This is a genomic window from Armatimonadota bacterium (assembly GCA_031459855.1).
Taxonomy (GTDB): domain Bacteria; phylum Sysuimicrobiota; class Sysuimicrobiia; order Sysuimicrobiales; family Humicultoraceae; genus Fervidifonticultor; species Fervidifonticultor primus.
Genome location: JAVKHP010000001.1, coordinates 2768842 through 2790738 on the forward strand (window position 1 = coordinate 2768842; position 21897 = coordinate 2790738).

Sequence of the window (21897 nt, forward strand, 5' to 3'; positions counted from 1 at the left end):
CCCACCTCAGGGCCGCGGCGAGGGCGCCGGCGTGGGTGCCCCGGGCCCGGGCAGGATCTGCGGCGTCACGACGAAGATCACCTCGTTGTCGGTTCGGCTGGTCGTGGACACCCGGAACAACGCGCCCAGGATCGGGATGTCTCCCAGGATCGGCACCTTGACGGTGGTGCGCCGTTCCTCGGAACTGATCAGGCCCGCCAGCACGATGGACTCGCCGCTGCGGACCGTCACCGTGGTCGAGGCCTTGCGGCTGGTCAGGCGCGGGACCTGGTTCTGCAGGATCTCGCGCACCGCCGAGATCTCGGGCTCGACCTTGGTGGTCACCAGCCCGTCACGGTTCACCTTGGGCGTGATGCGCAGGATCACGCCCACCGGCTTGAAGGTGAACGTCACGCGCCCCGTGGCGTCCACCGAGGGGATGGGCAGCTCCTCGCCGAGGTTGACCGACGCCTCGTTGCCGTCCACCACCGCCACCCGCGGCGCCGTCAGCACCCGGGCCTTGCCGTCCCGGACCAGGGCTTCCAGGGCGGCGTTGATGGTGAAGTCGCCGTAGCCGACCCGCACCAGCCCCGGGAACGTGCCCCGCACCTGGATCACGTTGACCGGCGGGTCGCCCGTCAGGCCCCAGCGCAGGCCGAGCTGGTTCAGCGTCTCCATGCTGATGTCGACGACCCGGGTCTCGATCATCACCTGCGGCAGCTGCACGTCGAGCCCGGCCAGGATCTTCCGGACCTCCTCGTGCTGGGCCTGGGTGCCCACCACGACCACAGCGTTGGACCGCGCATCGGAGGTCACGCGGATGCCCGGCACCGCCGCGCGGATCGCGTCGGCCACGTCCTTGGCCACGCCGAAGCCGATGGGGTAGGTGATCGTCTCGGGCGCCTCGGGCGGTGGCGCCAGCCTGTCGGCCGCCATGATGATCAGGTTGCGGCCGATGCGCCGGAAGCCGAGGTTGTTCGCCTCGAGAATGAACCGCAGGGCCTCCTCGCACGACAGGTCGATCAGGCGAACCGTGACCGCGCCGCGCACCGACGCGTCGGTGACGATGTTCACGTTGCAGACCCGCGCGAGCGCGCTGAGCACGTCGGCCAGCTCGGTGTTGCGGAACTCGAGGGTGATGCGGCCCGGCGCGAGTGCTGGCGGGGCCGGCGTCACCTGGGCCACGGGCACCGGGCCGGACGTCGAGGGGCTGCCGGGAGCCTGCGCGATGGGCGCCGGGGCCGCCGGAGCCGCCGCGGGCACGGCGGGCGCGGCGGGCACGCGCACCGCCACGCTCTGGGAGAACTGCGCCACCAGCACGTTGGGCGAGGCGGTCGCCAGCCGGAACGAGAGCGGGGCGGCCAGGTCCACGGCGATACGGGCGACCGGCGGCCGATCCTGGAACTGCCCGACCCGCACCCGCTCGACCGCGCCCCTGTCCACGTCGAGCACCGGAGGGACCGCCGCGTCGACGACCGCGCCCGGCAGGTCGATGACCAGCCGCGGCGGGGACGCCAGCTGCAGGGTCCGGTAGGTGAGCGGGCCGGTGCCGATGACGGCGACCTGCACCATCTCCCCGAAGACCTTCACGGTGACCTGCGTGATGCGCACGGCAGCGGCCTCGGGCCGCGCAGGGCCCGCGGGCACCAGCGCAAGCACCAGCACGAAGGCTACTGCGGCGAAGCTAGTTGTGGCCCAGCGCGGTCGTCGCGGCAACATGCCGTGCCCTCACCTCACCCATCCTCAGCTCGAACCGTTGTCCGTCTTCCTCCAACACCACCAGGCGTTGTTCCGGATCGATCGCGGTGACGCGGATCTTGTCCTTGATGACGTCCCCGGGCGAGACGATGTACGTCTGGCCGCCCACCCGCACGATGGCCACGGACACCGAGTCGTTCACGAGCCCCACGAGTTCCGCGGTGCTGGCCTCCTTGGGTGGCGGCGTGGGCGTCGGCGTCGGCGCTGGCTGGCCCGGGATCTGCTGTCCGGGAAACAGCGGCGGCGGCAGCGGTGCCGGCGGCGGCACCGGCCCAGGAGCCGGCCGCGGCGCTTCCGCCACGACGAGGGGCGCGAACGGATCTGGCCGTCCGGCGCCTGGCAACGCCGCAGGGGTCGGGCTGGGCGTTGGGCTTGGCGCGGGCTGCGGGCTTGCTTCCGGCGCCGGCGCAGCGACCTGTGGAGCTGGGGTGGGGCTGACCGCCGGCGTAACCGCTGAGGGTGGCGGTCCTTGCCGCGGCCACACCACTAGTGCCACGACGACCAGCGCAATTGCCAGCGCGCCGGCCACCAGTGGATGCGTCCGAAGGTATGCGACAGCCTTGCGCATACGGCCCCCTCACGGTTTCGTCCAGTTCCCCGACCCCGCTGGAGCCCCGGCAAGGCCCCGCGATCGCTGACTGTTCAACAGATTGCCCTGAACTCCTGCCGGCTAGACCTGCAGTGGCGCCTCCCATACGGTGCCCGGGAGGGGCCGGTCGCTGTGGTCGCCGCCACAGGAAACAGGGCTCACTCCCGGGGGGACGCACCACCACACGACCGCTCCCCTCGCGCCGGGGCAGGGCGAGGCCGGAAAGGGCAAGGCGAGCGGAGGGCCGCACTACCACGCGACCACTCCCCTGGCAGCACGCGCACCGCCTGTTGTTGCTGCACCCGGTCGTTACGGCCAGTACCACCGCACGACCGCCTCACCCCAGAACAACGCACCCAGCGCCCCCAGCGCCAGGAACGGCCCGAATGGAATGGGGTCTTTGCGCCCGCGGATGCGCAGGGCCAGGAGCGCAATCCCTACGAGGCCCCCGGCCACGAACGCAAGGAACAGCGCCACGGCAGTGGTCGCGGGTGATGCCAGGAACACGCCGATGAGCACCGCCAGCTTGGCGTCCCCCAGGCCCATCCCGCCCCGGCTCGCCGCCACGATGAGGAGGATCAGGGCACCCGCCCCTCCGCCCGCCACCAGCGCCGGCACCAGCCGGTCCAGCGCGACGGCCAGGAGCAGCCCGGCGGCTACGCCGGGATAGGTCAGCCAGTTGAGGATCAGCTGGTGGTCGAGGTCGATGAAGGTGATCACCACCAGGAGGAACACGAACAGCACCCCGCCGGCGACCTCGAGGGCCTCGCGCCATGCAAACGGCGGCGCGCCGCGCGAGCCCGCCGCCACGGTCAGGATCGCCATCACCACTTCGACCACGAGGTAGCGGAGGCTGATCGGCCGGCCGCATGCGCGACACCGTCCGCGCAGCACCACGTAGCTGAGGATGGGGATGTTGTCCCACGGGCGAATCGGCGTACCGCATGTCGGGCAACGCGACCCCGGCGTCACGATCGACTCATCGCGCGGCAGACGATAGATCAGGACGTTGGCAAAACTGCCCAGCACCGCCCCGAGCACCGCGAGCAACGCCACGTAGCCCCCCGACATCACGCAGCCCTCCATCGCGCCCATGTTCGTCCCGCGGCCACGGACGAGCGACGGGCTCGCAGCCCCCGAGGCCTGCGCAGGATGCCCGGCAGCGGCCAGGGGGCGCGACCGGCTGCCCGCAGGGGGCCTTGGACAGAGGAGATTGGGGCACTGGTCAGAATAGCACCGACACGTGACCTCGCGGCAGCCGGAGTGCCGTCGAGATGCGGGAGGCGACGGGCATGAGACAGGGATCCTGGCTGCTCCTCCTGGCCTTCATCCTGGGGATGGCGTGGCCGGTCGTGGCCCAACAGGGTGCCAGCCCGACGGTCCTGATCGTTCCCGGACAGAGTATCGCCGGCGTCGCCCTGGGACGCTCGATCTCCGCGGTCGTGGCGCGGCTCGGGCAACCCGGGGAGGCGCGACCGCTGCGTGAGGGCACCCTCTACGCGTTCCCCCGGTATGGGCTCAACGTCTATGCCACCGATGGCGTCGTCCGTGCGGTGTCGACCACCAACAGCCTGCTGCGCACGGCCGAGGGCATCGCTCCGGGCTCCACGGTCGCTGATGTGCGGCGCGCCTTCGGCGACCAGTTCGCCGACGCCGTGGTGGAGGGCCTGATGGGCATGGCGTTCGATCAGCATGGGATCGCCTTCGGTCTCGACGGCGCGGTCGTCTCGATCATCATCGTCTACCCTCCACGCACCCAGGCGGCGCCGCCGACCGCGGTACCCGCCCAGGCGTCCACGCCCGGCCCGGCACCGGCGCCGGTGCCGGCAGCGTCCGCCCCGGCGGCCACTTCACCCGGGCGGCCCGGCCCGGGGGCGAGTCCCCCGCAGCCGACCACCACCGCGCTCCAGCCAGGATCGCCCCGGCCGGCCGCGGCGCCCACGGCCACGCACATCGACCTGGGCCTGGTGGTCATGCCGCGGGTGGAGAACCTGCGACCGTTCTCCCCGGAGACCCAGTACATGTCGGTGGTCGGGTTCCTGCGGTACGTCGTCTACCAGCAGACCGGAACGTGGCTAACCCACACCGAGGCCACACGCATGCTCCTGGAGCAGCAGCGCATTCGCCTCTGACGCCGCCCCGGCGGCATCGCCAGGGCGCCCATCGCGCATCGACGTCTCACGCGGGGGCCGCCGGCGCATCGCCGGCGGCCCCCGCTGTCGCCTGCACCACCACGTTGCCTCCCAGCAGCCGCGCCTCGTCCCGGGCGCGCCGCGCTGCCCGGTGCAGGTCCCGCCCGGTCCCGCCGTGCGTCGGGTACACGGCCAGCCCGACGGACACGGTCAGCTCCTCTCCCGGCGCATCGGCAGCGGCCTCTCGTCCCGGCGGGGGCAGATCCGCGATACGGCTGCGTACCCGCTCCGCGACGACGAAGGCCGCCTCGGCACCGGTCTCCGGTAACGCCAGGCTGAACTCCGTCTCGTCGGTGCGCGCCTTCACGTCCAGCTCCCGCGTCAGGTCGCGCAAGACCTCGGCGACCGCGCGCAGCACGGCCTGCGCCACATGCGGGCCGTACCGCGCGTGCCGCGCCTCGAACTCGTCCACGTCGAGCACGAGCAGCGCGAAAGGCCGCTGGTAGCGGGCGGCGCGCTTCACTTCCAGGGCCAGGTGCTCTTCGAAGAACCGCGCGGTGAACAGGTCCGTGGCCTCGTCCTGGATCGCCTGATCGATCAGCGCCCGCTGCAGCTCCTCCATCTCCTTCAGGTGCGCCGCCTCGCGCTGATCGGCCAGGTGCTGGTAGTGCGTCACGAACTCCACGATGGTGAAGTCCGTGGCCTGCGTGAGCCGCTCCACCAGTGCGTGCCGATCGGCCTCGTGCTCGGCCAGCTGGCCGCACAGGTCCTGGGCCAGGTCACGAAAGACCACGAACCCTTGGACGATCTCAGAGGCGCCGAACCCCATCGACAGTCGAACCGCGGCCTCCCGGCGGATGAAGTCGCGCAGACCGGCAGGGTCGTCCGAATCGAGGTAGAGCACCAGCTCGGCGAGGTACGCACGGCCCAGCCGCCGCAGTTCCTCCAGCGGACGGTAGACGAACGCCGACGGCCGCAGCCGTGAAAGCGCCGTTGCCCACGCGGCGGCCACCCGTTCCTGCTCGCGCTCGAGCAGACTGGCTAGCCGACGCGGCACCGGGGCGACGCCCCCGGGTTCAGGGTTGAACTGGCGGCTGCTCTCGCGGCAGCACGAACGTGTTGGCCTGGAGCGTCACCCGCAGGCGCGGCAGCTCGGGCGTCGGTGCCAGCGAGATCTGCCGCAGTACGATGAACCGCGGGAAGTTCTCCAGCCGGCCCATGTAGGCGATCAGGTCGCCGTAGGTCCCCTCGAAGCCCAGGTCCAGGCGGAAGAGCTGGTACGGCGGTTGCGCCTGTGGCGGCCGCTGCCCCGCCGGCGCCGCCTGGGTGCCCGCCGGCGGCTGCACGGAATTGGTCGGGGCCTGGGTGGGCCCGGGCCGCAACAGGGTCAGCTTGATCCCGATCTCGCGGGCCACGTCCTGCAGCGCCCGGATCAGGTTGGGGATCTCTCGCTCGGGCGGCAGCCGCATCTCGACGAGGCGGATCTCGTTCACCAGTGCCGCGTACTCGCGCTCCTTGGCCTCGCGCGTGGCGGCCAGGGTCTGCAGCCTCGCGAGCTCCTGCGTCTTGGACGCGAGCTCGCGGTCCAGGCGGGCCAGCTCGTCGGTCTGCGGCACGTAGACCAGCAGGTAGAACCCCGCCGCAATAACGGCGGCGATGACAAGAGCCACGAGCATGCGCTCGCGCGCGCTCAGGCCTCTCACTGGCGCACCCCCTGGGCCGACGCCTGCGGCTTCAGCACGCGGGCGCTCACCTGGAACCGCACGACCTCCCGCGTCCCTACCCTCTCGAGCTGGACCACGGTCAGGTCGACCGCGCGAAACAGCGGCCCCATCCCCAGGTTGTCCATGAGCTGGGCCACCGCGTAGTACGACAGCCCCATGCCCTCGATGGTCAGCGTGCCCTCCTCCGGCACCGACAACGACGTCAGCCAGACGTCCCTCGGGATCAGGAGGCGGACGTCGTTCAGCACCGAGGCCGCGGGGAGCTGCTGCTTGAGCAGGTCCTGCAGCAGCCCTTGCTTCACCTTCAGCGCCGCGATCTGTCGGTCGAGGGCCTCGACCCGCTGGATCGTCGGCCGCAGCGTGGCGATCTCCTCTTCGGTGGCGGCGATGCGCGCACGACGGTCGCGGACCTGTCCGCCGAGCGCCAGTGCCCATATGACGACCACGACCAGCGTGGCCAGCGGCACCACCAGCTCGACCAGCTGGCGAAACGGAAACCGTCGCCGGGGCGCGCGGGGAAGGAGGTTGATGCGGATCACGCGACGTCACCTCCGCGCATCGCCAGGCCCACGGCCACCGCCATCGTGGGGCCCACGGCCTGCAGCCGCTCGGGCGGGAACGCGGCGGGGTTGACCTTCACGTTGACGAACGGCGAGGCGACCGTCGTGGCGATGCCAAGCTCGCTGGCGATGGCCCTGTCCAGGTGCCGCAGGCGTGCCAGCCCGCCCGCCAGCAGGATCTGGTTGATGACGGCGGTACGCGACCGGGTCTGGTAGTAGTCCAGCGACCGGCGGATCTCGGTGATGAGGTCGCCGATGTGGGGCGCGATCACGTCGTGGAGGCGCTCGGCGGTGTGATCGGCCGTGGCGCCCTCCTCGAGCACCTCGCCCTTCTCCTCCAGCAGGGTCCGGGCAGTACTCACGTCCACGTCCATGGCCTCGCGGATGGCTGTCACCAGTGCCATGCCCCCGATGGGGATGTTGCGGGTGAACCGCAGGCGCGCCCCCTCGGTGATGAGGATGTCGGAGGCCTCTGCCCCGAGATCCACCACGGCCACGGTCTGCCCGTCCTGGCCGCCGCCAGGCACCACCGACCGCAGCAGGGCGAACGACTCGACGTCGAGCACCTTGAGCTGTACCCGTGCGGCATCGGCGGTGGCCACGATGTGGTCGACCACCTCTTGGCGTGCGGCGACCACCAGGACGTCGAGCATCTTCCGTCCATCCTCGGTGGCCTCACCCAGCACCTGGTAGTCCATGTAGACTTCGCGGATGTTGTACGGGAGGTACCGCTCGGCCTCGTACCGCACCGCGGCGGTCAGCTCCTGCCGGGTCATCGGCGGGACGCGCACCTCGCGCACCGTCACGGCCTGTCCTCCGACGCCCATCACAGCACGGTCGGTCCTGATGCCGGCGCGGTCCAGGAGCGCGCGGACGTGGCTTCCCAGTTCCTCGGGGGCGATGGGGACACCGTCGCGGATCACACCGGGCGGGCACGGCGCGGTGTCCATCCGGAGCACGCGAAAGCCTGATCGGTAGGTACCCTGCAGTTCCACCACCTTCAGGGTATCGCTCCCCACGTCGATACCCACGTGCCCCTGGGCGCCGGACGAGAAGAGGCCCATCGGCGTCTACCTCACCCCCTCGGGTGGAGTCGTCCGGCAGGAGACCCCGGCAAGCCCGCCTGCCCGTCTTGTATCCCTTCGCAACCCGGAGCACGAACCCCTGCCACCCAGCAGCCCGAGCCGGGGCACCGCACCCCACTGCCAGTCAAAATGCCCAACTAGGGGCCGGATAGACGCACGTAGCCCAGCACCTCGACCGTCACGCGGCGGCGGACGCCCAGGGCCCCGCCGAGCACCACGGTCCCGGCACCCGGATTGCCAAGCGGGCTGAACGTCACGGTGTGCGCCGGAAAGGTCGTGTCCCGGAGGTCTACGCCCGCTGGCAGCCGCCGGCTGGCGCCGGCAGCCCCGGGCTCTGTGAACACCGGCCCTTCCCAGGGGCCAGCACCACAGTGGGGCGACCCACCAGCCACCGTGCCGGCGAACCGCGTGATGGTATAGGCGTCACGCGGGGGGTCGAAGACGATCCGGTAGCACGTCCGCTCGGCGCTGGCGCGGTGGGCCAGCATGCGCAGGTCGGCGGCCAGCACGCGCGTGGCTCCCGCAAGACGGCGCCCCGTGATCACGGCCGTGCCTCCAAGGGCGACCCCGCCCAGCGTCGCGCCAAGGGCCAGGACCACGAGCACCTCGGCGAGCCCGAATCCCCGGAGGCCAGATGCCAAGACGGCCGGCGAGCCCGTCGCGATCACCGTCCCATCAACTCCTCCCAGTGCGGCCTACGGTACAGCGGATCGCCCCCGGCAAACGCGGGATCGCCGTCGGAACTTCCTGTCACGCCGACGGTCCGGCTTCGCGGGAAGTACGGCGGCGCTACCATCCGCAGCCGACGGTCGTACGTGACAGCCCGACCGTAGCCTGTGAGCGGGTCGAACCCGCCAAGGGGCCCCAGGGTCCGCTGCACGACCGCCCCAAAGACCGCGGCAGTCCCCTTGTCGGGGAGGCGATCCCAGCCCTCCACCCGGACCTGTCCCTGGGGGGCCAGGATGACCGCGTCGACGAAGAGATCACGAGGGGTCAGGGGGCCTGCGATGACGACGTCGCCCCGCCGTGTCCACAGCCCCAGCAGGCCTCCCGACGCTTGGCCGCCTGAGACTGCCTGGTAGACGAGGTGGTCGGCGATGGCAATGTCGCCCGACGCAGCAAGGGTCAGGCGGAGCGCAGGATGCACGACCCCGCGGAGCCCGACGTCAGGGTCGTCGAGCAGGCCGTCGCCTCCGGCGTCGTAGGGCGCCGCCAGGGCATCCGACACGTAGACGAGGCCGTTGAACGTACCCGCCGGATAGGCGCGGGGCGGCCGGCCCGGCTCGGTCACCGTGACCGCGCGCGTACGGGGGTCCACGACCACCCTGACCTCGCCGGGCGCGCGACCGTCTGCGACGTCGAGCACGAGGGAGATCACCTGCATGTCGTCTTCGACGGCCAGCTGCATTCGGCGCACGCTGCCTGCCACGTACACGCCGCCGCATCCTGCGCCTGTTGCGCACTGGTCGGCGACGTAGACGCCCGGAGGTACCGGCGTACCGTCGTCGGGCAGGTCGGTGGTGGACGCCCTGATCTCCTGATCGGTGGGGTCGGGACCGTCGGCTGGCGACAACCCCAGCACCGCCCGCGCAGGGTTGGTGGCTCCTGGGAGCGTAGCCGGGTCGGGGACGGCTGTCACGCCCTGGCGGCTGCCACGGACAGTGGCGCCGAACCGGGGTGCGTCGCATCCCGGAACCGTCAGGGTCTCCGCAGCGGTGTCATCGGGAATCTCCAGCGTGCGCGGCCACCCGCAGGCGTAGAAGCGCATGGCCGGCGCCGCCTGCGTCACGGGACCCGAGAACTGCGGCGTTCCGGCGACTCCAAGCGCGCTGTTGGCGTGGACGCGGCCGTCGATGCGGGCCCCGGTGTGCAACCAGGCCGGGCTCTCGCCGAGCACCAGCAGCGCTGCCGATGCCACCGGCACCTCGGCCACCACCACCGGCCAGCCGCCCAGCGCACCGCCCGTGCGCGTGTAGCTTCCCTGCCAGGTGGGCGCGACGTGGGGAAACCACTGCGGGCACCCGTCGGCGCCTTCGCCGCGCAGGCAGACGATACGCCGCGCCCGGCCGGCGCGTCCCACGGCGACGACGGCGTAGTCGAACCACATGACGTACCGCTCCAACGCGCCCTCGGGCACCGCCGCCTGGCACGTCGACGGACGTCCCGACCACCGAACCGCCACGGTCGCGTAGACCTCAGCTGTAGTGGCGCCCGAGACCGCCTCGAGTAGGTGAATCGGCCGGTCGGCGGTGCCGAGGGACAGGTAGGCCGTGCCGCCCACACGTGTCCAGTCGGTGGCCTGCCGGTCAGCGGGCACAGCGAACCGCACGAGGAGATCGACCGGCGTGGGCCCCGACGCACTGCCCGCCCCGCGGCAGATCGCCTCCACCACCGGCAGATCCTCCGCACGCACGCGGTCTGGCAGGTCGACCCGCACCCGGCGGCGCAGTTCGGCCAGGGCCCGGTAGGCGCCGGCCTCCGCCGCCGCGAGCGCCTGCTGCGCGCGCAGGTAGTCGTTGGCCATGGTGGTGTCCGCCATGGTGGCAACGACGAGCGCGGCGAGGACCACCGACACCACAACTGTGGTCACGAGGATCCCGACGAGCGCAGCGCCCCGCGCACCAGACCCCGGCGCGGCAGCATGCCAACTCGTGTCCTCCACGGCGCCACCGTCCTCTGCCCGCCCGCCCCTCACCGCATCCCTCGCAGCGTTGCCGACGTCACCTGCGCCAGCGGCCTTCCGCGGAACGTGACCGCAACGCTGATCCACTGGAGGAGATCACCGTGGGCTCCGGGCGGTGGCCGACAGGCCACGGAGGCGGCCGGGACGATCCATGCCGGCTGAGCATCTGGCGGGTCGAGCCGCACGGCGGCGATCGTCACCGTATAGCCGTAGGCGGCGTACGGGTCGACCACCACGCTGGGGCCCTCGGCCTGCAAACAGTCGAACCCGCGGTGCCTCGCGATCTCCGTCAGCTGCGCCTCTGGACGGGCCCGCACCTCCTCGAGCTTCTGCGTGGCGAGTGCGGTCGCGGTGGTCCGACGTCCCTGGTCAGCCGCCACACGGAGCAGCAGGCCCATCGTGCGAGCGGCTGCCACCGACATCCCGGCGAACACTACCAGGGCTACGAGCACCTCGAGCAGCGTCAGCCCCACCTGCGACCTGCGGTTGGCGGTCATCTGCCTCCCTCCACCAGGGAACATCGATGGCTGATCCCCCAGCGTACAGGGGTGCCGCCAGCAGGGCCACGATCAGCGGCCGGGAGGGTGGCTGGTGATCCAGCGTACAGGGGTGCCTTCAACGCCGCCGACCCGACCGCGAGGGTGGGCGGTTGGTCCCCCAGCGTACCGGGGGGTGGACGCGGCGCAGCCAGGGTCGGGGTGCCGGACACCGACGGTATCCTCACGGCGCGCGGGGGGACAGGGCGTCGAGGCGCAACGGCAGGAGGCCGACTGCCGTCTCCCCACCGCGTGTGGGTGCAGGGTGGTCGTCCCGATGCCGAAGCGCGTCCCGCTCGTCGTCTCCCCACCGCGCGTGGGTGCAGGGCATTGCCGTGAGCGCTGCGGCCGTGCAGCTGCTCCTCTCCCCACCGCGCGCGGGTGCAGGGGCTGGCCCCACGGCACCGCGAAGCACCCAACGCTGTGGTCTGTGCCGTCACCGTGGGGAGCGGCCGGAACCGCAGCCGAGCAAGGGAGCCCGGAGGTCGGCGCCGGCGACGGCCCGGCCCCGCAACAAAATGGCGCACACACGCTATACCTCCCTGCAGTGGTGGAATCTCGCGGCGGCCGGCCTCGCGCTGCGCGCGGTGCTGCTGCCCTCCGGCGGCTATCCGACCGACATCGCGTCGTTCAAAGCGTGGGCGGTCGCCCTGGCCGCAAGCGGGCCAGCGGCCTTCTACGGCTCGGGGTTCGCGGACTACCTCCCTGGGTATCTCTACGTGCTGTGGCTGGTTGGGGAGCTCAATGCGCTCCTGCAGTTCAACGACGTCGCGTGGCTGGTGGCGTTGAAACTGCCTGCTGTGCTGGCCGACCTGGCCACGGCGTGGCTCCTGCTGCACATCGGCGCGCGCGCCAGCCACCCAGCCGGCCTGGGCCTGGCCGCGACCTACCTCTTCAACCCCGGAGTCCTCTTCACGAGCGCAGTGTGGGGGCAGGTCGACAGCGTGGGCGCGTTGCTCATGCTCGCGGGGCTGTGGGCCCTGGCCCGACCCGCACCGGCCCTCGTCGCCAGCACCGCGCTCCTGGGCGTGGCCGCCCTGACCAAACCCCAGGTGGCCCCCGCGTTGCTGCCGGCCACCCTGGCCGTGCTACCGCTGAGCGCGGCCCGTGCGCCGGTGGTGCGCGGGCGCCGGCTGGCCCTGGCCGCCGTCGTGCCGCTGGCGATCGTGGCAGTGCTGGCCTGGCCGTTCGGCCTGACGCTGGCGGACCTGGGAGCGCTGCTCCGGGACGCGGCCCGGGTGTACCCGTACGGCAGCGTCATGGCGTTCAACCTGTGGGGTGCGGTGCAGGGGTTCTGGATCCCCGACACAGCACGCTGGGCCGGGGTGCCGGTCGTCGTGTGGGGGCTCGTGCTCGGTGGCGGGACCGCCGCGGTGGTCGCGGCGCTGGCCTGGCGCGCTGACCCGCAGCGAGCGTTGCTGCCCGCGGCCGCCGTGACCCTGCTGGCGGCGTTTGCGCTGCCCACGCGCGTCCACGAGCGTTACCTGCTGCCGGCCCTGCCGGTGCTCGCCGCCGCAGGGTACAGCGACCGGCGCTTCTGGGCGCTGTACGGTGGCGCCTCGGGCCTGTTCGCGCTCAACGTGCTGTACGCCTACACACGACCCCATCTACAGACACTGCGCCTGCCGGTGTGGCTCGAGCAGACGCTGTTCGCCGCACCGGTGACCCGGGCGCTGGGCGTCGCGGCCGTGCTCGCGCTGTCCTGGGGACTCGCTATCCTCTGGGATCTCTGCCGGCGCTCGCGGGAAACCGCCGCACTCGCCACCACAGACGCCCCAGCTCGTAGAACGCCCTGAGGAGCACACGCGGGCTGCCGCCCGTTTGCCGGCCGTGCCGGCGGGGCCGATGTGAGACCGGCACCTCCACGATCCGCGCGCCGCGCCGGCGCGCCTTCCCCAGCAGCTCAGCGCTGATGAAGGCACCCATCGACTCCAGCGCCAGCGACTGCACCAGGGCCGTACGCATGAGCTTGAAAGCGCAGTCCACGTCCCGGACCTGCACGCCCAGCAGAACGCGCATTAGCCACGTCCACGCCGAGGCAAAGGCACCCCGGTGCCGCGGGTCAGCCCGCCGCACGCGGTATCCCACCACCAGATCGGCGTCGCGCGCCAGGGCGACGAACCGGTCGAGCTCCGCCGGCGCGAACTGCCCGTCGGCGTCCAGCAAGAGGATCCACGGCTTGCGCGCCGCCTCGAAGCCCGTGCGCAGCGCCGCGCCGTACCCGCGGTTGCGGTCGTGGCGCAGCACCCGTACCGGCAGCTCGGCGGCCAGCCGCGCAGCTACGCTTGCGGTGGCGTCGGTGCTACCGTCGTCGACGACGAGGACCTCGAAGTCGGCGGCGGCAGCCGCCACCACCGGCACGAGCTCGCGCACGGTCGCCTCCAGGTTGCCGGCCTCGTTGAACGCCGGCAGGACGACGCTCACGCCCTCTAGATCCACGTGCCGAACCACATGAGGCGCCGGAAGTGCGGCACCGTGATCGGCTGGCCGGTGAGCAGGGGGACGAACGCCGCCAGCCATCCTGCGGCCAGCGCCAGGTACACCAGCACCGGGCCGTCGCCCGCAGCCGCGCGCACACGGCGCAACCCCCGTGCGACCGCGACGACCAGGAACGGCACCGCCAGGAGGAAGTGGTAGAGGAACAGCACGCGCGGGATGAACGCGTACTGCCCCCAGGCGCAGGCGAAGCCCACCAGGACAGCAGCGTCGGGAACGCTCCGCCGAGCGGCCGCGACCGCCGCCGCGAGGAGGGCCGGGAGCCCCGCCCACCACACCACCGGATTCCCGATGGCGAGGACGCCGCGCGCCAGCTCGGGCGCCACCTCGCGGTAGTCGTACCAGATGGGTCGCAGGAGCAACGGCCACGACCACCAGGCCGACTGGTAGGGATGTCCCTGCGTCAGGCCCACATGGAACGCCAGCATCCAGCGCTGCACTGCCAGCACGTCGCCGAGCGTGTGCCCGACCCGCAGGTACGGTACGTAGGTCAGCAGGTAGATGCCGGCCGGCACGAGGCCCAACGCGACGACGAGCGCCCACGCATCGGCGCGGACGGCGGCCAGCACCGCGCGGCCTCGGACGAGGGCGACCAGCACGGCAAGCCCCAGCAGGGGCGGCACGGCGGTCCACTTGGTGGCCATCGCACAGCCTGCGGCGATGCCCGCAGCGTACAACCAGACGCGGCCGCCCGCTCGCGGTGCACGGGCACATGCGCCTGCCCCCCGCGGGGTTGCCGACGCCGCGGCGACCGCGGCGTCGGTGTCGCCCGGGACCATGCCCTCCCGGCCCACCTTTCGTACGCCAGCCTGCAGGTACCGCCAGAACGCCCAGTACGCGGTCACCACGAACAGCGCCAGGAACACGTCGGGCTTGGCGATGCGGCTCTCCACGAACACCAGCCCGTCCAGCGCGGTCAGGAGGGCGCTTGCGGCGGCCACGAACGGATCGGCGTCGACGGCGCGGGCGAACGCGTACACCACCGCCACCAGCAGCACGCCTGCCACCGCGCTCGCCAGCCGCCACCCTGCTGGCCGGTCGCCGGCCAGGCGAATCGACGCGGCGATGATCAACTTCGACAGCGGCGGGTGCGTGCGCTCCTCGGTGACCTCCTGGCCCGCCAGCACCTGCCTGGCTGCCGGCACGTAGTAGACCTCGTCGAAGATCATGCCAGCAGGCTCGCCCAGGCCCCACAGCCTGGCGGCAGCCGCGACGACAGCCGCCGCCACCATCGCCCACACGAGCAGATCCCGGCGCCCCGCGACCGCACGCGGCGGTCCTAACGCCATCGCCTCCACCACGGCAGCCTCCGGCGCAGCCGCTCCAGGTCGCGCCGCGCGGCGGCCAGCGCGGCACCGTCCAACGACGCGCCGCCGTATGCCACCGCCTCCACCATCGCCAGCAGTCGGTCGACCTCCGGCGCCCCGGTCGCCGCAACGGCCCGCGCACGGTACTCGGCCAGCGTCTCGCTCTGCCCGCGCGCCACCCCGTAACGGGCCAGCAGGCTACAGCAGGTCTCGTAGAGCGCCCGCAGCTCGCCCCGGGTCGGCCGTCGCCGTGGACGCAGCGCGGTCTTCCAGACGAGCACGCTGCCCAGCCCTGCGACCGCCGCCACCACCACCCACAGGAGCCCCGGCCCCCCCAGCGCGCCCCACGGGGCCCAGCCCGCGCGCCACGGCCACCGCAGGCCAAGCGCGGCCAGGCGCGCGCCCATCCGGGCGCTCAGGCCCTGCCAGAGCCACCGCGGCACCGCCGCGTCCCCGAGCGCCGCAGTGTCGGGAAAGCCCGGCGTCGGCTCGAACTCCACCCAGCCGATCCTGGGGAAGTACACCTCCACCCACGCGTGTGCGTCGCTGTTGCGCACTTCCAGGAGCCCCGTCACGGGATTGAGCGCCCCCGGCGTGTAGCCCGTCACCAGCCGCGCCGGGATGCCCGCAGCCCGCAGCAACACCACCATGGCGCTGGCAAACTGCTCGCAGTACCCGCGCCGTTCCTCGAACAGGAAGTAGTCTACCGCATCGCCGGGCCGGCGCTGCGGGGGGATCGTCAGATCGTAGACGTAGTGGTGCCAGAGGTACCGGTTGACGGCCATCACACGGTCGTAGCGCGTGGGCGCGCCGTCGGTGAGCCGGCGGGCCAGGGCGTGCACGCGGTCGGGCAGGGGCGGCAGTTGCAGGTAGCGCGCCGTGATGAACGCCGGGACCGTGCCCTCGGCGGCCCGCAGCCGCCCGGGATCGGGGACCATCGCCCGCGACACCACCGAATACACCGCGCCGGGCCGCAGCGGGCCGGGCAGCCGGATGGCGCCGTAGCGATCCAGGTAGACGTGCCCGGCGGGCGTCCACAGGCGCTCGGCCAGGGCGGCCGCGAAGAGCACGTTCGGCTGCTCGGCCTCCAGGAAGAAGGTCTGGATGACCTCCACGGGTCGCGCGCCGTAGCTCAGCACCTCGTCCCCACGGTAGACCAAGCGGGCCGGCGGGAAGCCAATCCGCACTTCGGTCACCTGCGGGTCGCTGGCGCGCCAGCCCCACCCCGTGTAGGTGTCGAAGACCAGGCCGCGCCAGTTGAACGCGTGCGTCGCCCGCACGCGCATGACGAGACGGTCGTCCAGCCGGCCGCGCACCCGCAGGTCGACCGCCGGGCTGAACCCGAAGTAGCCGCGGGCGTTCCACCGCGGCACCTCGGCGCCGTCGTCGCGCGCGTCGGGGTACGCAGGGTTGACGATCCGTCCGCCGTGCGAGGTCAGCCACTGCATGCGGGGCGAGAACGGGAGCGCGGTGAGGTGCATCCCCTCGAACCGGGGCATGACCACGAAGAGCACCCCGGTGGCCGCCACGACCGTCAGCAGCGTCCCCGCGGCCATGGGCCACACCTCGCGCGGCCGTCCCGCCGGCGCATGCACGCCCGCCGCCCCCTCTGTGCCCGTGCGCGTCGTGTCCCACGCGTGCTGCACGAGGGCAGGCACGGCGGCGGCCAGGTAGGCCGCCAGGTAGCCCAGGTAGCGCACGTCCAGCGCGAATACGGCCGCCACCGCCATGAGGATGACCGACGAGAGCAGGCTGAAGAGCAGGTCGCGCCGCGCGGGCACGTCGAACGAGTGCAGCACCTGCAGCCACAGCAGGAAGACCGTGAGCGGGACGGTGGTCTGCAGCGGGTCGACCAGCACGTCCCGCACGAACTCCCGCGCGACCTCCAGGCACAGGAGGGCCAGCCCAACCTTGACCCACCAATTGCGCCGGCCGCGTCGCCAGTACGAGAACAGGTAGCCTGTCGCGATCAACGCCGGGGTCAGCACCCGGAGGTCCGCGAACTCCTCGTGCGCGGTGAGGGCCAGCACGCTGACCAGCACCGCGGCCAGCGTCCACAGGCGCAGCGGCACGGCCGCCTCGGGCGGCGCGTTGCCGACCGTCGCACGCCAGCGACTCATCCGAGCACCGCGCCATCGGCGGCGTAGGTCAGCCGGCCCGTCAGGGGCCATCCCGTGAGCGCGCCGTGCGCGGGCCCGGCCCGGATCGCCGCGTGCGCCGCGTTGGCTGGTGCCACCAGCGTGCACCCCTCAGGCCACCCGGCCACCTCGTCGGTCAGCGCCACCACCACCAGGTGCCGGTCCGTCGCCGCGCGCAGCCGCGCCAGCGCCTGCGCGAGCGGCGGCCCGCTGGGCGCGGTACAGGCGAGCCAGTCCATGGCATCCTCCCACTGCCGCAGCACTACGGGGCCGGTGGTCCACGCCATCAGGACTACGTCCACACGGCGGTCCCGCGCCAGGCGGTACAGCGACGCCGCGGCGCGCACCGCCGGGTCGAGGGCCACCGCCGGCTGGCGAGCGTCGAGGTCGAGCACGATGGCCAGTCCGGGTGCCTCGGGCTGCTCGAACTCGCGGACCACCAGCGCGCCACGCCGCGCCGATGAGGGCCAGTGCACGCGGGTGAGGGCGTCGCCCGGCCGGTAGTCGCGCACACCGTAGAGGTCCTCGGGATGACGTGTGCGGCGCGTCGCAACCGCCGCCTCGAAGACCGGGGCGAGTCGCCGGACCGCGGCGGGGGCGACCGGGCGCAGCGCCGGCCACACGAGCACGTCGGCCGCCTCGCCGAGCCGCCGCCGCGCCAGGAACACGCCCAACGCGCCCCGCGAGCGGACCTCGACAGGCCCAACCCGGTGCCAGCCACGGCGGGTCGGCACTGGAGCCAGCACCACCGTCTCCGGGCGCCCTGGAAGCACGGCGGGCACAACCGCGGCCACCCGGCCGCCGGGCCAGCCGTCCTCCACGACGAGCAGCCGCGCCAGCCGGCGGGCCTCCACCGAGAGGGTCACCGACAGCGGCGTACCCTCCACACCCCGGGCCGGCACCTGCCGGCGCACCCGCACGCGACGCGGGGTGGCGAGCGCGCTCGCCGTGCCCACCACGATCACGCCGAGCACGGCCGCGTCCAGCACGAACAGCAGCCCCGACATGACGTTGGTGGCCAGCAGGAAGATCGCGGCGGCGATCGCCAGCAGCACGAGCCCCTCCCGCGTTGGCATGCGATCGCCCTCACTGCCAGTCGGTGCGCAGGGCGCGCACGCCCCGCTCACGCGTCGACACGGGGGGCCTCGAAGACCGGCACCGGCGTGTCGCGGAGGATCCGCGCCACCACCTCGTCGGCGGTGGTGCCTGCCCCGTCGACGCCGTCCGGCAGGCCTTGCGACCGCACCAGCAGGCGGTGCGCCAGGACCGGCAGCGCCAGGGCCTTGACGTCGTCGGGCGTCACGTACGTGGCGCCGCGCAACAGCGCGCGCGCCTGGGCCGCCCGCAGCAGGGCCAGGCTCGCGCGGGGACTGGCGCCCAGGGCGACCGCTGCGTGCTCACGGGTGGCGGTGGCCAGCCGCAGGACGTACTCGTGGATCGCCGGGCTCACGTAGACGGCCGCCGCCGCCTCGCGCAGGCGCACCACGTCGGCCGGCGTCAGCACCGGCGCGACGTCCTCGATCGGATGGCGCGCAGCGTGCCCGGCCAGCATGGCCCGCTCGGCCTCCCGTGGCGGGTAGCCCAACGACGTGGCGAGCATGAAGCGGTCGAGCTGCCCCTCCGGCAGCGGGTAGGTCCCGTGGTGCTCGGCGGGGTTCAGGGTGGCGATCAGGAAGAACGGGTCGGGCAGCCGGCGCGCCTGCCCGTCGACCGTCACCTGCCCTTCGTCCATGGGCTCGAGGAACGCCGCCTGGGTGCGCGGGCTCGTGCGGTTCAGCTCGTCGACGAGCACGACGTGGGCGAAGATGGGCCCGGGGACGAAGCGCAGCTCGTACGTGCGCGGATCGATGACGGTCGTGCCGAGGATATCGGACGGCAGCAGGTCCGGCGTGCACTGAATGCGCGCGAAGTCACCGCCGATCGACCGGGCCAGGGCGCGCGCCAGCATCGTCTTGCCAACGCCGGGCACGTCGCGCAGCAGCACGTGGCCACGGGCCAGCACCCCCACCAGGACCAGGTCGACGACCTCGTCCTTGCCCAGGATGACACGGCCGATGCTGGCGCGCAGACGGTCGAGGTCGGCGCGGATGCGGGCGTCGGTCATAAGTTCCCTTGGGGTATCTGCCCATCGGGGCGCCGGCTCGGACACGGGGGTATCGTACCACAGCTCTTGGCCGGCTCTTCGCAGCCTTCCGCTCGGCTGTTCGTTCTCCGCCGTGCTCCGCGCGCGGCCTTCTGGCGGATCCCCCGTCTGACCCTAGCCTGGCTCGCCCGCCGTCCGCCGCGGCGCCGGCGGTTGCGACATCTGTGCCTGCCGCCCCGACCCGCGACCGGTACCCTACCCGCCGGTTGTGGTGACCCGGCACTTGCTACGTCCGCGCCTGCCGCCAGGTCCACACGTTGTGCATCAAGTAGTTGAGCCCGCCGCCGACACCCACGGCGATCAGGTTGGCGACCATGGGCACCAGTCCCAGGTGGGTCAGCGCCGCCAGCAGGCCCAGGTAGACCGCGTTCCCGGCCCACGTCGCCACGTAGTACTTGCCCAGGCGCTGCAGGAAGATGCTCCACGCCCCGGCGGGCCGGTCAGCCCAGGTGAACGTGCTGTTCAGCAGGTAGTTGGTGCCCGTCGACACCGCGCCTGCCACCAGCCCAGCGGCGAAGTAGTGCACCCCCAGGGGATGGGTGAGCAGCCAGAACACGGCGACGTTGACGCCCACCCCGCTCGCGCCCACCAGCAGGAACTTCCACAGGCGCCCCTCGCCGGGGCTCGTGGCCAGCAGCAGGGCCACGTGTCGCAAGTAGTCGGCCCCCTGGCGCAAAGTCGCCTTCGTCCGCCCGGCCGTGCGCGGCCCAAACGTGTAGGGCACCTCGACCACCCGGCGGTAGCGCCCGCGCACTAGGATCTCCAACAGAATCTTGAAGCCCACGGGCCGGAGGGCCACGCCGTCCACCACCGTCCGGCGCACCAGGAAGAACCCCGACAGCGGGTCGGTGCTCCGGCGCGCGGCGTGGAGCAGCACCCGCGCCAGCAAGCGCGTCAGCAGCGACACGATCCGGCGCGGCCTGCTCAACCCCGGCATGCCCGCGCCCGGCAGGTAACGGGAGGCCACCACCAGGTCGGCGTGCTCGGCGTGCAGGCGCCGCAGCATCACGGGCAGGAGGTCGGGCGGGTGCTGCAGGTCGGCATCGAGCACGGCGATGGTCTCGCCGCGACTGCGCGCGATCCCCTCGACGACCGCGCTGGCCAGGCCCGAGGCCCCGTGCCGATGGTAGACCTTCACGCGCTCGTCGTCCTGGGCCGCATCGGCCAGGACGGCATCGGTGCCGTCGATGCTGTCATCGACGAAGACCAACTCGTAGTCGAGACCGTCCAGCGCGGCCCGGACGGCGCCCAGCAGGCGTGGAATTGCGTCGCGCTCGTTGCGCGTGGGGATGACGACGGAGAGCGTCGGCAGCATGGGTCTGCGGGCACCCACCTCCGGCGACAGGCTAACACCTCACCGCCCAGGCGACAATCCCGCGCAGACCCGCCGCGTGGGCCCACCAGGGCGCAGGCAACACCCGGCGGGCACCATGCCAGCCTCACCTCCGCGCTGCCCACCTCCCGACGCGGCGCCCCGCTGCCCACGCGCTACGCACCCTCTCCGGTCGGCTGCACGAGGGGCCCCTTGGTCGCGGGCCCCCAGGACTGACAACCACGTCGAGTTGGGCATAACCCGTGCGGGCAATGCTCGTCGACCCGGGGTCCCCCAGACAACCACAGGGCGCATGGGCCGCGTACCGCGGCTACCCGGGCTCGCAACCTGAACACCGACGCGCGTGGAGGGCAGCGCATGGACATCACCGATCTGTTGATCCTCACCAAGCAGGCCGGGGCCTCCGACCTCCACCTGACGGTGGGCATCCCACCCAAGATGCGGCTCAACGGCGAGCTGGTGACGGTGCCGGACGCACCGGTGCTGACCAAGGAGGACCTCCACGAGATGGTCTACGAGGTGCTCACCGACAGTCAGAAGAGCCGCCTGGAGGAGCACTGGGACCTCGACTTCTCGGTCGAACTGCAGAACCTCGGTCGGTTCCGGGTCAACGCCTTCCGGCACCGGCTGGGCGAGGGGATCGTCTTCCGGGTTATCCCCTCCAAGATCAAGTCGCTCGACGAGCTCGGGCTGCCTCCCATCCTGGGTGAGCTCGCTCTGCAGGACCGTGGCCTGATCCTGGTCACCGGGCCTACGGGCTCGGGGAAGTCCACCACGCTGGCGTCGATGGTGGACCTCATCAACGACCGGCGCACGTGCCACGTCATCACCATCGAAGATCCCATCGAGTTCGTCCACCAGCACCGCAAGAGCATCGTGAACCAGCGTGAGGTGGGCATGAACGCCAAGTCCTTCGCCCAGGCGCTGCGCGCCGCGTTGCGTGAAGACCCTGACGTGATCCTGGTGGGCGAGCTGCGCGACCTCGAGACGATCTCCATGGCGCTCACCGCTGCGGAGACCGGCCACCTGGTCATGGCCACGCTGCACACCTCCAGCGCCAGCAAGACCATCAACCGCGTGATCGATGTCTTCCCGAGCACACAGCAGGAGCAGATCCGCGTGCAGCTCGCAGAAAGCCTGCTGGCCGTCGTGGCCCAGACCCTGTTGCCCACCGCCGACGGCAAGGGCCGCGTGGCGGCCGTCGAGGTGCTCGTCGCCACGCCCGCCGTGCGCAACATGATCCGCGAGAACAAGGTGCACCAGATCCCCTCGGCCATTCAGACCGGGAGCAAGGACGGCATGCAGAGCCTCGACCAGTCCCTGCGGAACCTCCTCAAGGCCCGCAAGATCACGCTCGACGTGGCCCAACGCTGGGCCGTGGACAAGTCCGCGTTCGCCGAGGGCCTGGCCGCCGCTGGAGCAGGGAGGCTGTGA

At 72.3% G+C, this 21897-nt stretch carries 19 protein-coding genes; 3 read left to right on the plus strand and 16 right to left on the minus strand.

Annotated features, from left to right (window positions below):
* Positions 1-6 precede the first annotated feature (6 nt).
* From QN157_12720 to QN157_12730, 3 genes are all read right to left on the minus strand, one after another.
* A complete protein-coding gene (locus QN157_12720) occupies positions 7-1698 on the minus strand; it encodes an AMIN domain-containing protein (protein ID MDR7556454.1) in 1692 nt (563 codons plus the stop codon).
* A complete protein-coding gene (locus QN157_12725) occupies positions 1664-2038 on the minus strand; it encodes a hypothetical protein (protein ID MDR7556455.1) in 375 nt (124 codons plus the stop codon). The genes QN157_12720 and QN157_12725 overlap by 35 nt, the downstream gene beginning before the upstream one ends.
* 597 nt (positions 2039-2635) lie before the next feature.
* Complete coding sequence (locus tag QN157_12730) at positions 2636-3397, minus strand: prepilin peptidase (protein ID MDR7556456.1); 762 nt, start codon at positions 3395-3397, stop codon at positions 2636-2638.
* Between the two features lie 221 nt (positions 3398-3618).
* Here QN157_12730 and QN157_12735 point away from each other — a divergent pair, with 221 nt between their 5' ends.
* Positions 3619-4458 (plus strand): hypothetical protein, encoded by an 840-nt coding sequence (locus tag QN157_12735; protein ID MDR7556457.1) that lies wholly within the window; start codon positions 3619-3621, stop codon positions 4456-4458.
* Positions 4459-4504: 46 nt separating this feature from the next.
* Here QN157_12735 and QN157_12740 read toward each other — a convergent pair whose 3' ends face one another.
* The 7 genes from QN157_12740 to QN157_12770 all read right to left on the minus strand — a co-directional run bounded on the left by QN157_12740 (position 4505) and on the right by QN157_12770 (position 11007).
* Positions 4505-5515: a GGDEF domain-containing protein gene (locus QN157_12740; protein MDR7556458.1), complete on the minus strand. Its 1011-nt coding sequence runs from the start codon at positions 5513-5515 to the stop codon at positions 4505-4507.
* 19 nt (positions 5516-5534) lie between these two features.
* On the minus strand, positions 5535-6161 hold the full coding sequence (gene pilO, locus QN157_12745) for a type 4a pilus biogenesis protein PilO (GenBank protein ID MDR7556459.1): 627 nt from the start codon (positions 6159-6161) through the stop codon (positions 5535-5537).
* Positions 6158-6721 (minus strand): PilN domain-containing protein, encoded by a 564-nt coding sequence (locus QN157_12750; GenBank protein MDR7556460.1) that lies wholly within the window; start codon positions 6719-6721, stop codon positions 6158-6160. The genes pilO and QN157_12750 overlap by 4 nt, the downstream gene beginning before the upstream one ends.
* A complete protein-coding gene (pilM, locus tag QN157_12755; GenBank protein MDR7556461.1) occupies positions 6718-7806 on the minus strand; it encodes a type IV pilus assembly protein PilM in 1089 nt (362 codons plus the stop codon). Before pilM ends, QN157_12750 begins: the two co-directional genes overlap by 4 nt.
* 158 nt (positions 7807-7964) lie before the next feature.
* Complete coding sequence (locus tag QN157_12760; protein ID MDR7556462.1) at positions 7965-8495, minus strand: hypothetical protein; 531 nt, start codon at positions 8493-8495, stop codon at positions 7965-7967.
* On the minus strand, positions 8492-10489 hold the full coding sequence (locus tag QN157_12765; protein MDR7556463.1) for a hypothetical protein: 1998 nt from the start codon (positions 10487-10489) through the stop codon (positions 8492-8494). The genes QN157_12760 and QN157_12765 overlap by 4 nt, the downstream gene beginning before the upstream one ends.
* Before the next feature lie 29 nt (positions 10490-10518).
* Complete coding sequence (locus tag QN157_12770; GenBank protein MDR7556464.1) at positions 10519-11007, minus strand: prepilin-type N-terminal cleavage/methylation domain-containing protein; 489 nt, start codon at positions 11005-11007, stop codon at positions 10519-10521.
* 557 nt (positions 11008-11564) lie between these two features.
* Between QN157_12770 and QN157_12775 the strand changes: the two genes are divergently transcribed.
* Positions 11565-12842 (plus strand): hypothetical protein, encoded by a 1278-nt coding sequence (locus tag QN157_12775; protein ID MDR7556465.1) that lies wholly within the window; start codon positions 11565-11567, stop codon positions 12840-12842.
* On the opposite strand, the gene QN157_12780 is transcribed toward QN157_12775, so the two are convergent.
* The 6 genes from QN157_12780 to QN157_12805 form a co-directional block, all read right to left on the minus strand.
* On the minus strand, positions 12760-13470 hold the full coding sequence (locus tag QN157_12780; protein ID MDR7556466.1) for a glycosyltransferase family 2 protein: 711 nt from the start codon (positions 13468-13470) through the stop codon (positions 12760-12762). The genes QN157_12775 and QN157_12780 overlap by 83 nt on opposite strands.
* A 5-nt stretch (positions 13471-13475) precedes the next feature.
* Positions 13476-14831: a phospholipid carrier-dependent glycosyltransferase gene (locus tag QN157_12785; GenBank protein MDR7556467.1), complete on the minus strand. Its 1356-nt coding sequence runs from the start codon at positions 14829-14831 to the stop codon at positions 13476-13478.
* Positions 14822-16969 carry a transglutaminaseTgpA domain-containing protein gene (locus tag QN157_12790; GenBank protein MDR7556468.1) on the minus strand — a complete coding sequence of 716 codons (2148 nt, stop codon included), beginning with the start codon at positions 16967-16969 and terminating at the stop codon, positions 14822-14824. The genes QN157_12785 and QN157_12790 overlap by 10 nt, the downstream gene beginning before the upstream one ends.
* Entirely contained in the window at positions 16966-18063 is a 1098-nt protein-coding gene (locus tag QN157_12795; protein MDR7556469.1) for a DUF58 domain-containing protein, read from the minus strand. The genes QN157_12790 and QN157_12795 overlap by 4 nt, the downstream gene beginning before the upstream one ends.
* Before the next feature lie 47 nt (positions 18064-18110).
* On the minus strand, positions 18111-19091 hold the full coding sequence (locus QN157_12800; GenBank protein MDR7556470.1) for a MoxR family ATPase: 981 nt from the start codon (positions 19089-19091) through the stop codon (positions 18111-18113).
* 265 nt (positions 19092-19356) lie between these two features.
* Positions 19357-20445, minus strand: coding sequence for a glycosyltransferase family 2 protein (locus tag QN157_12805; protein MDR7556471.1), 1089 nt, complete (start codon positions 20443-20445; stop codon positions 19357-19359).
* Between the two features lie 375 nt (positions 20446-20820).
* Between QN157_12805 and QN157_12810 the strand changes: the two genes are divergently transcribed.
* Complete coding sequence (locus QN157_12810; GenBank protein ID MDR7556472.1) at positions 20821-21897, plus strand: type IV pilus twitching motility protein PilT; 1077 nt, start codon at positions 20821-20823, stop codon at positions 21895-21897.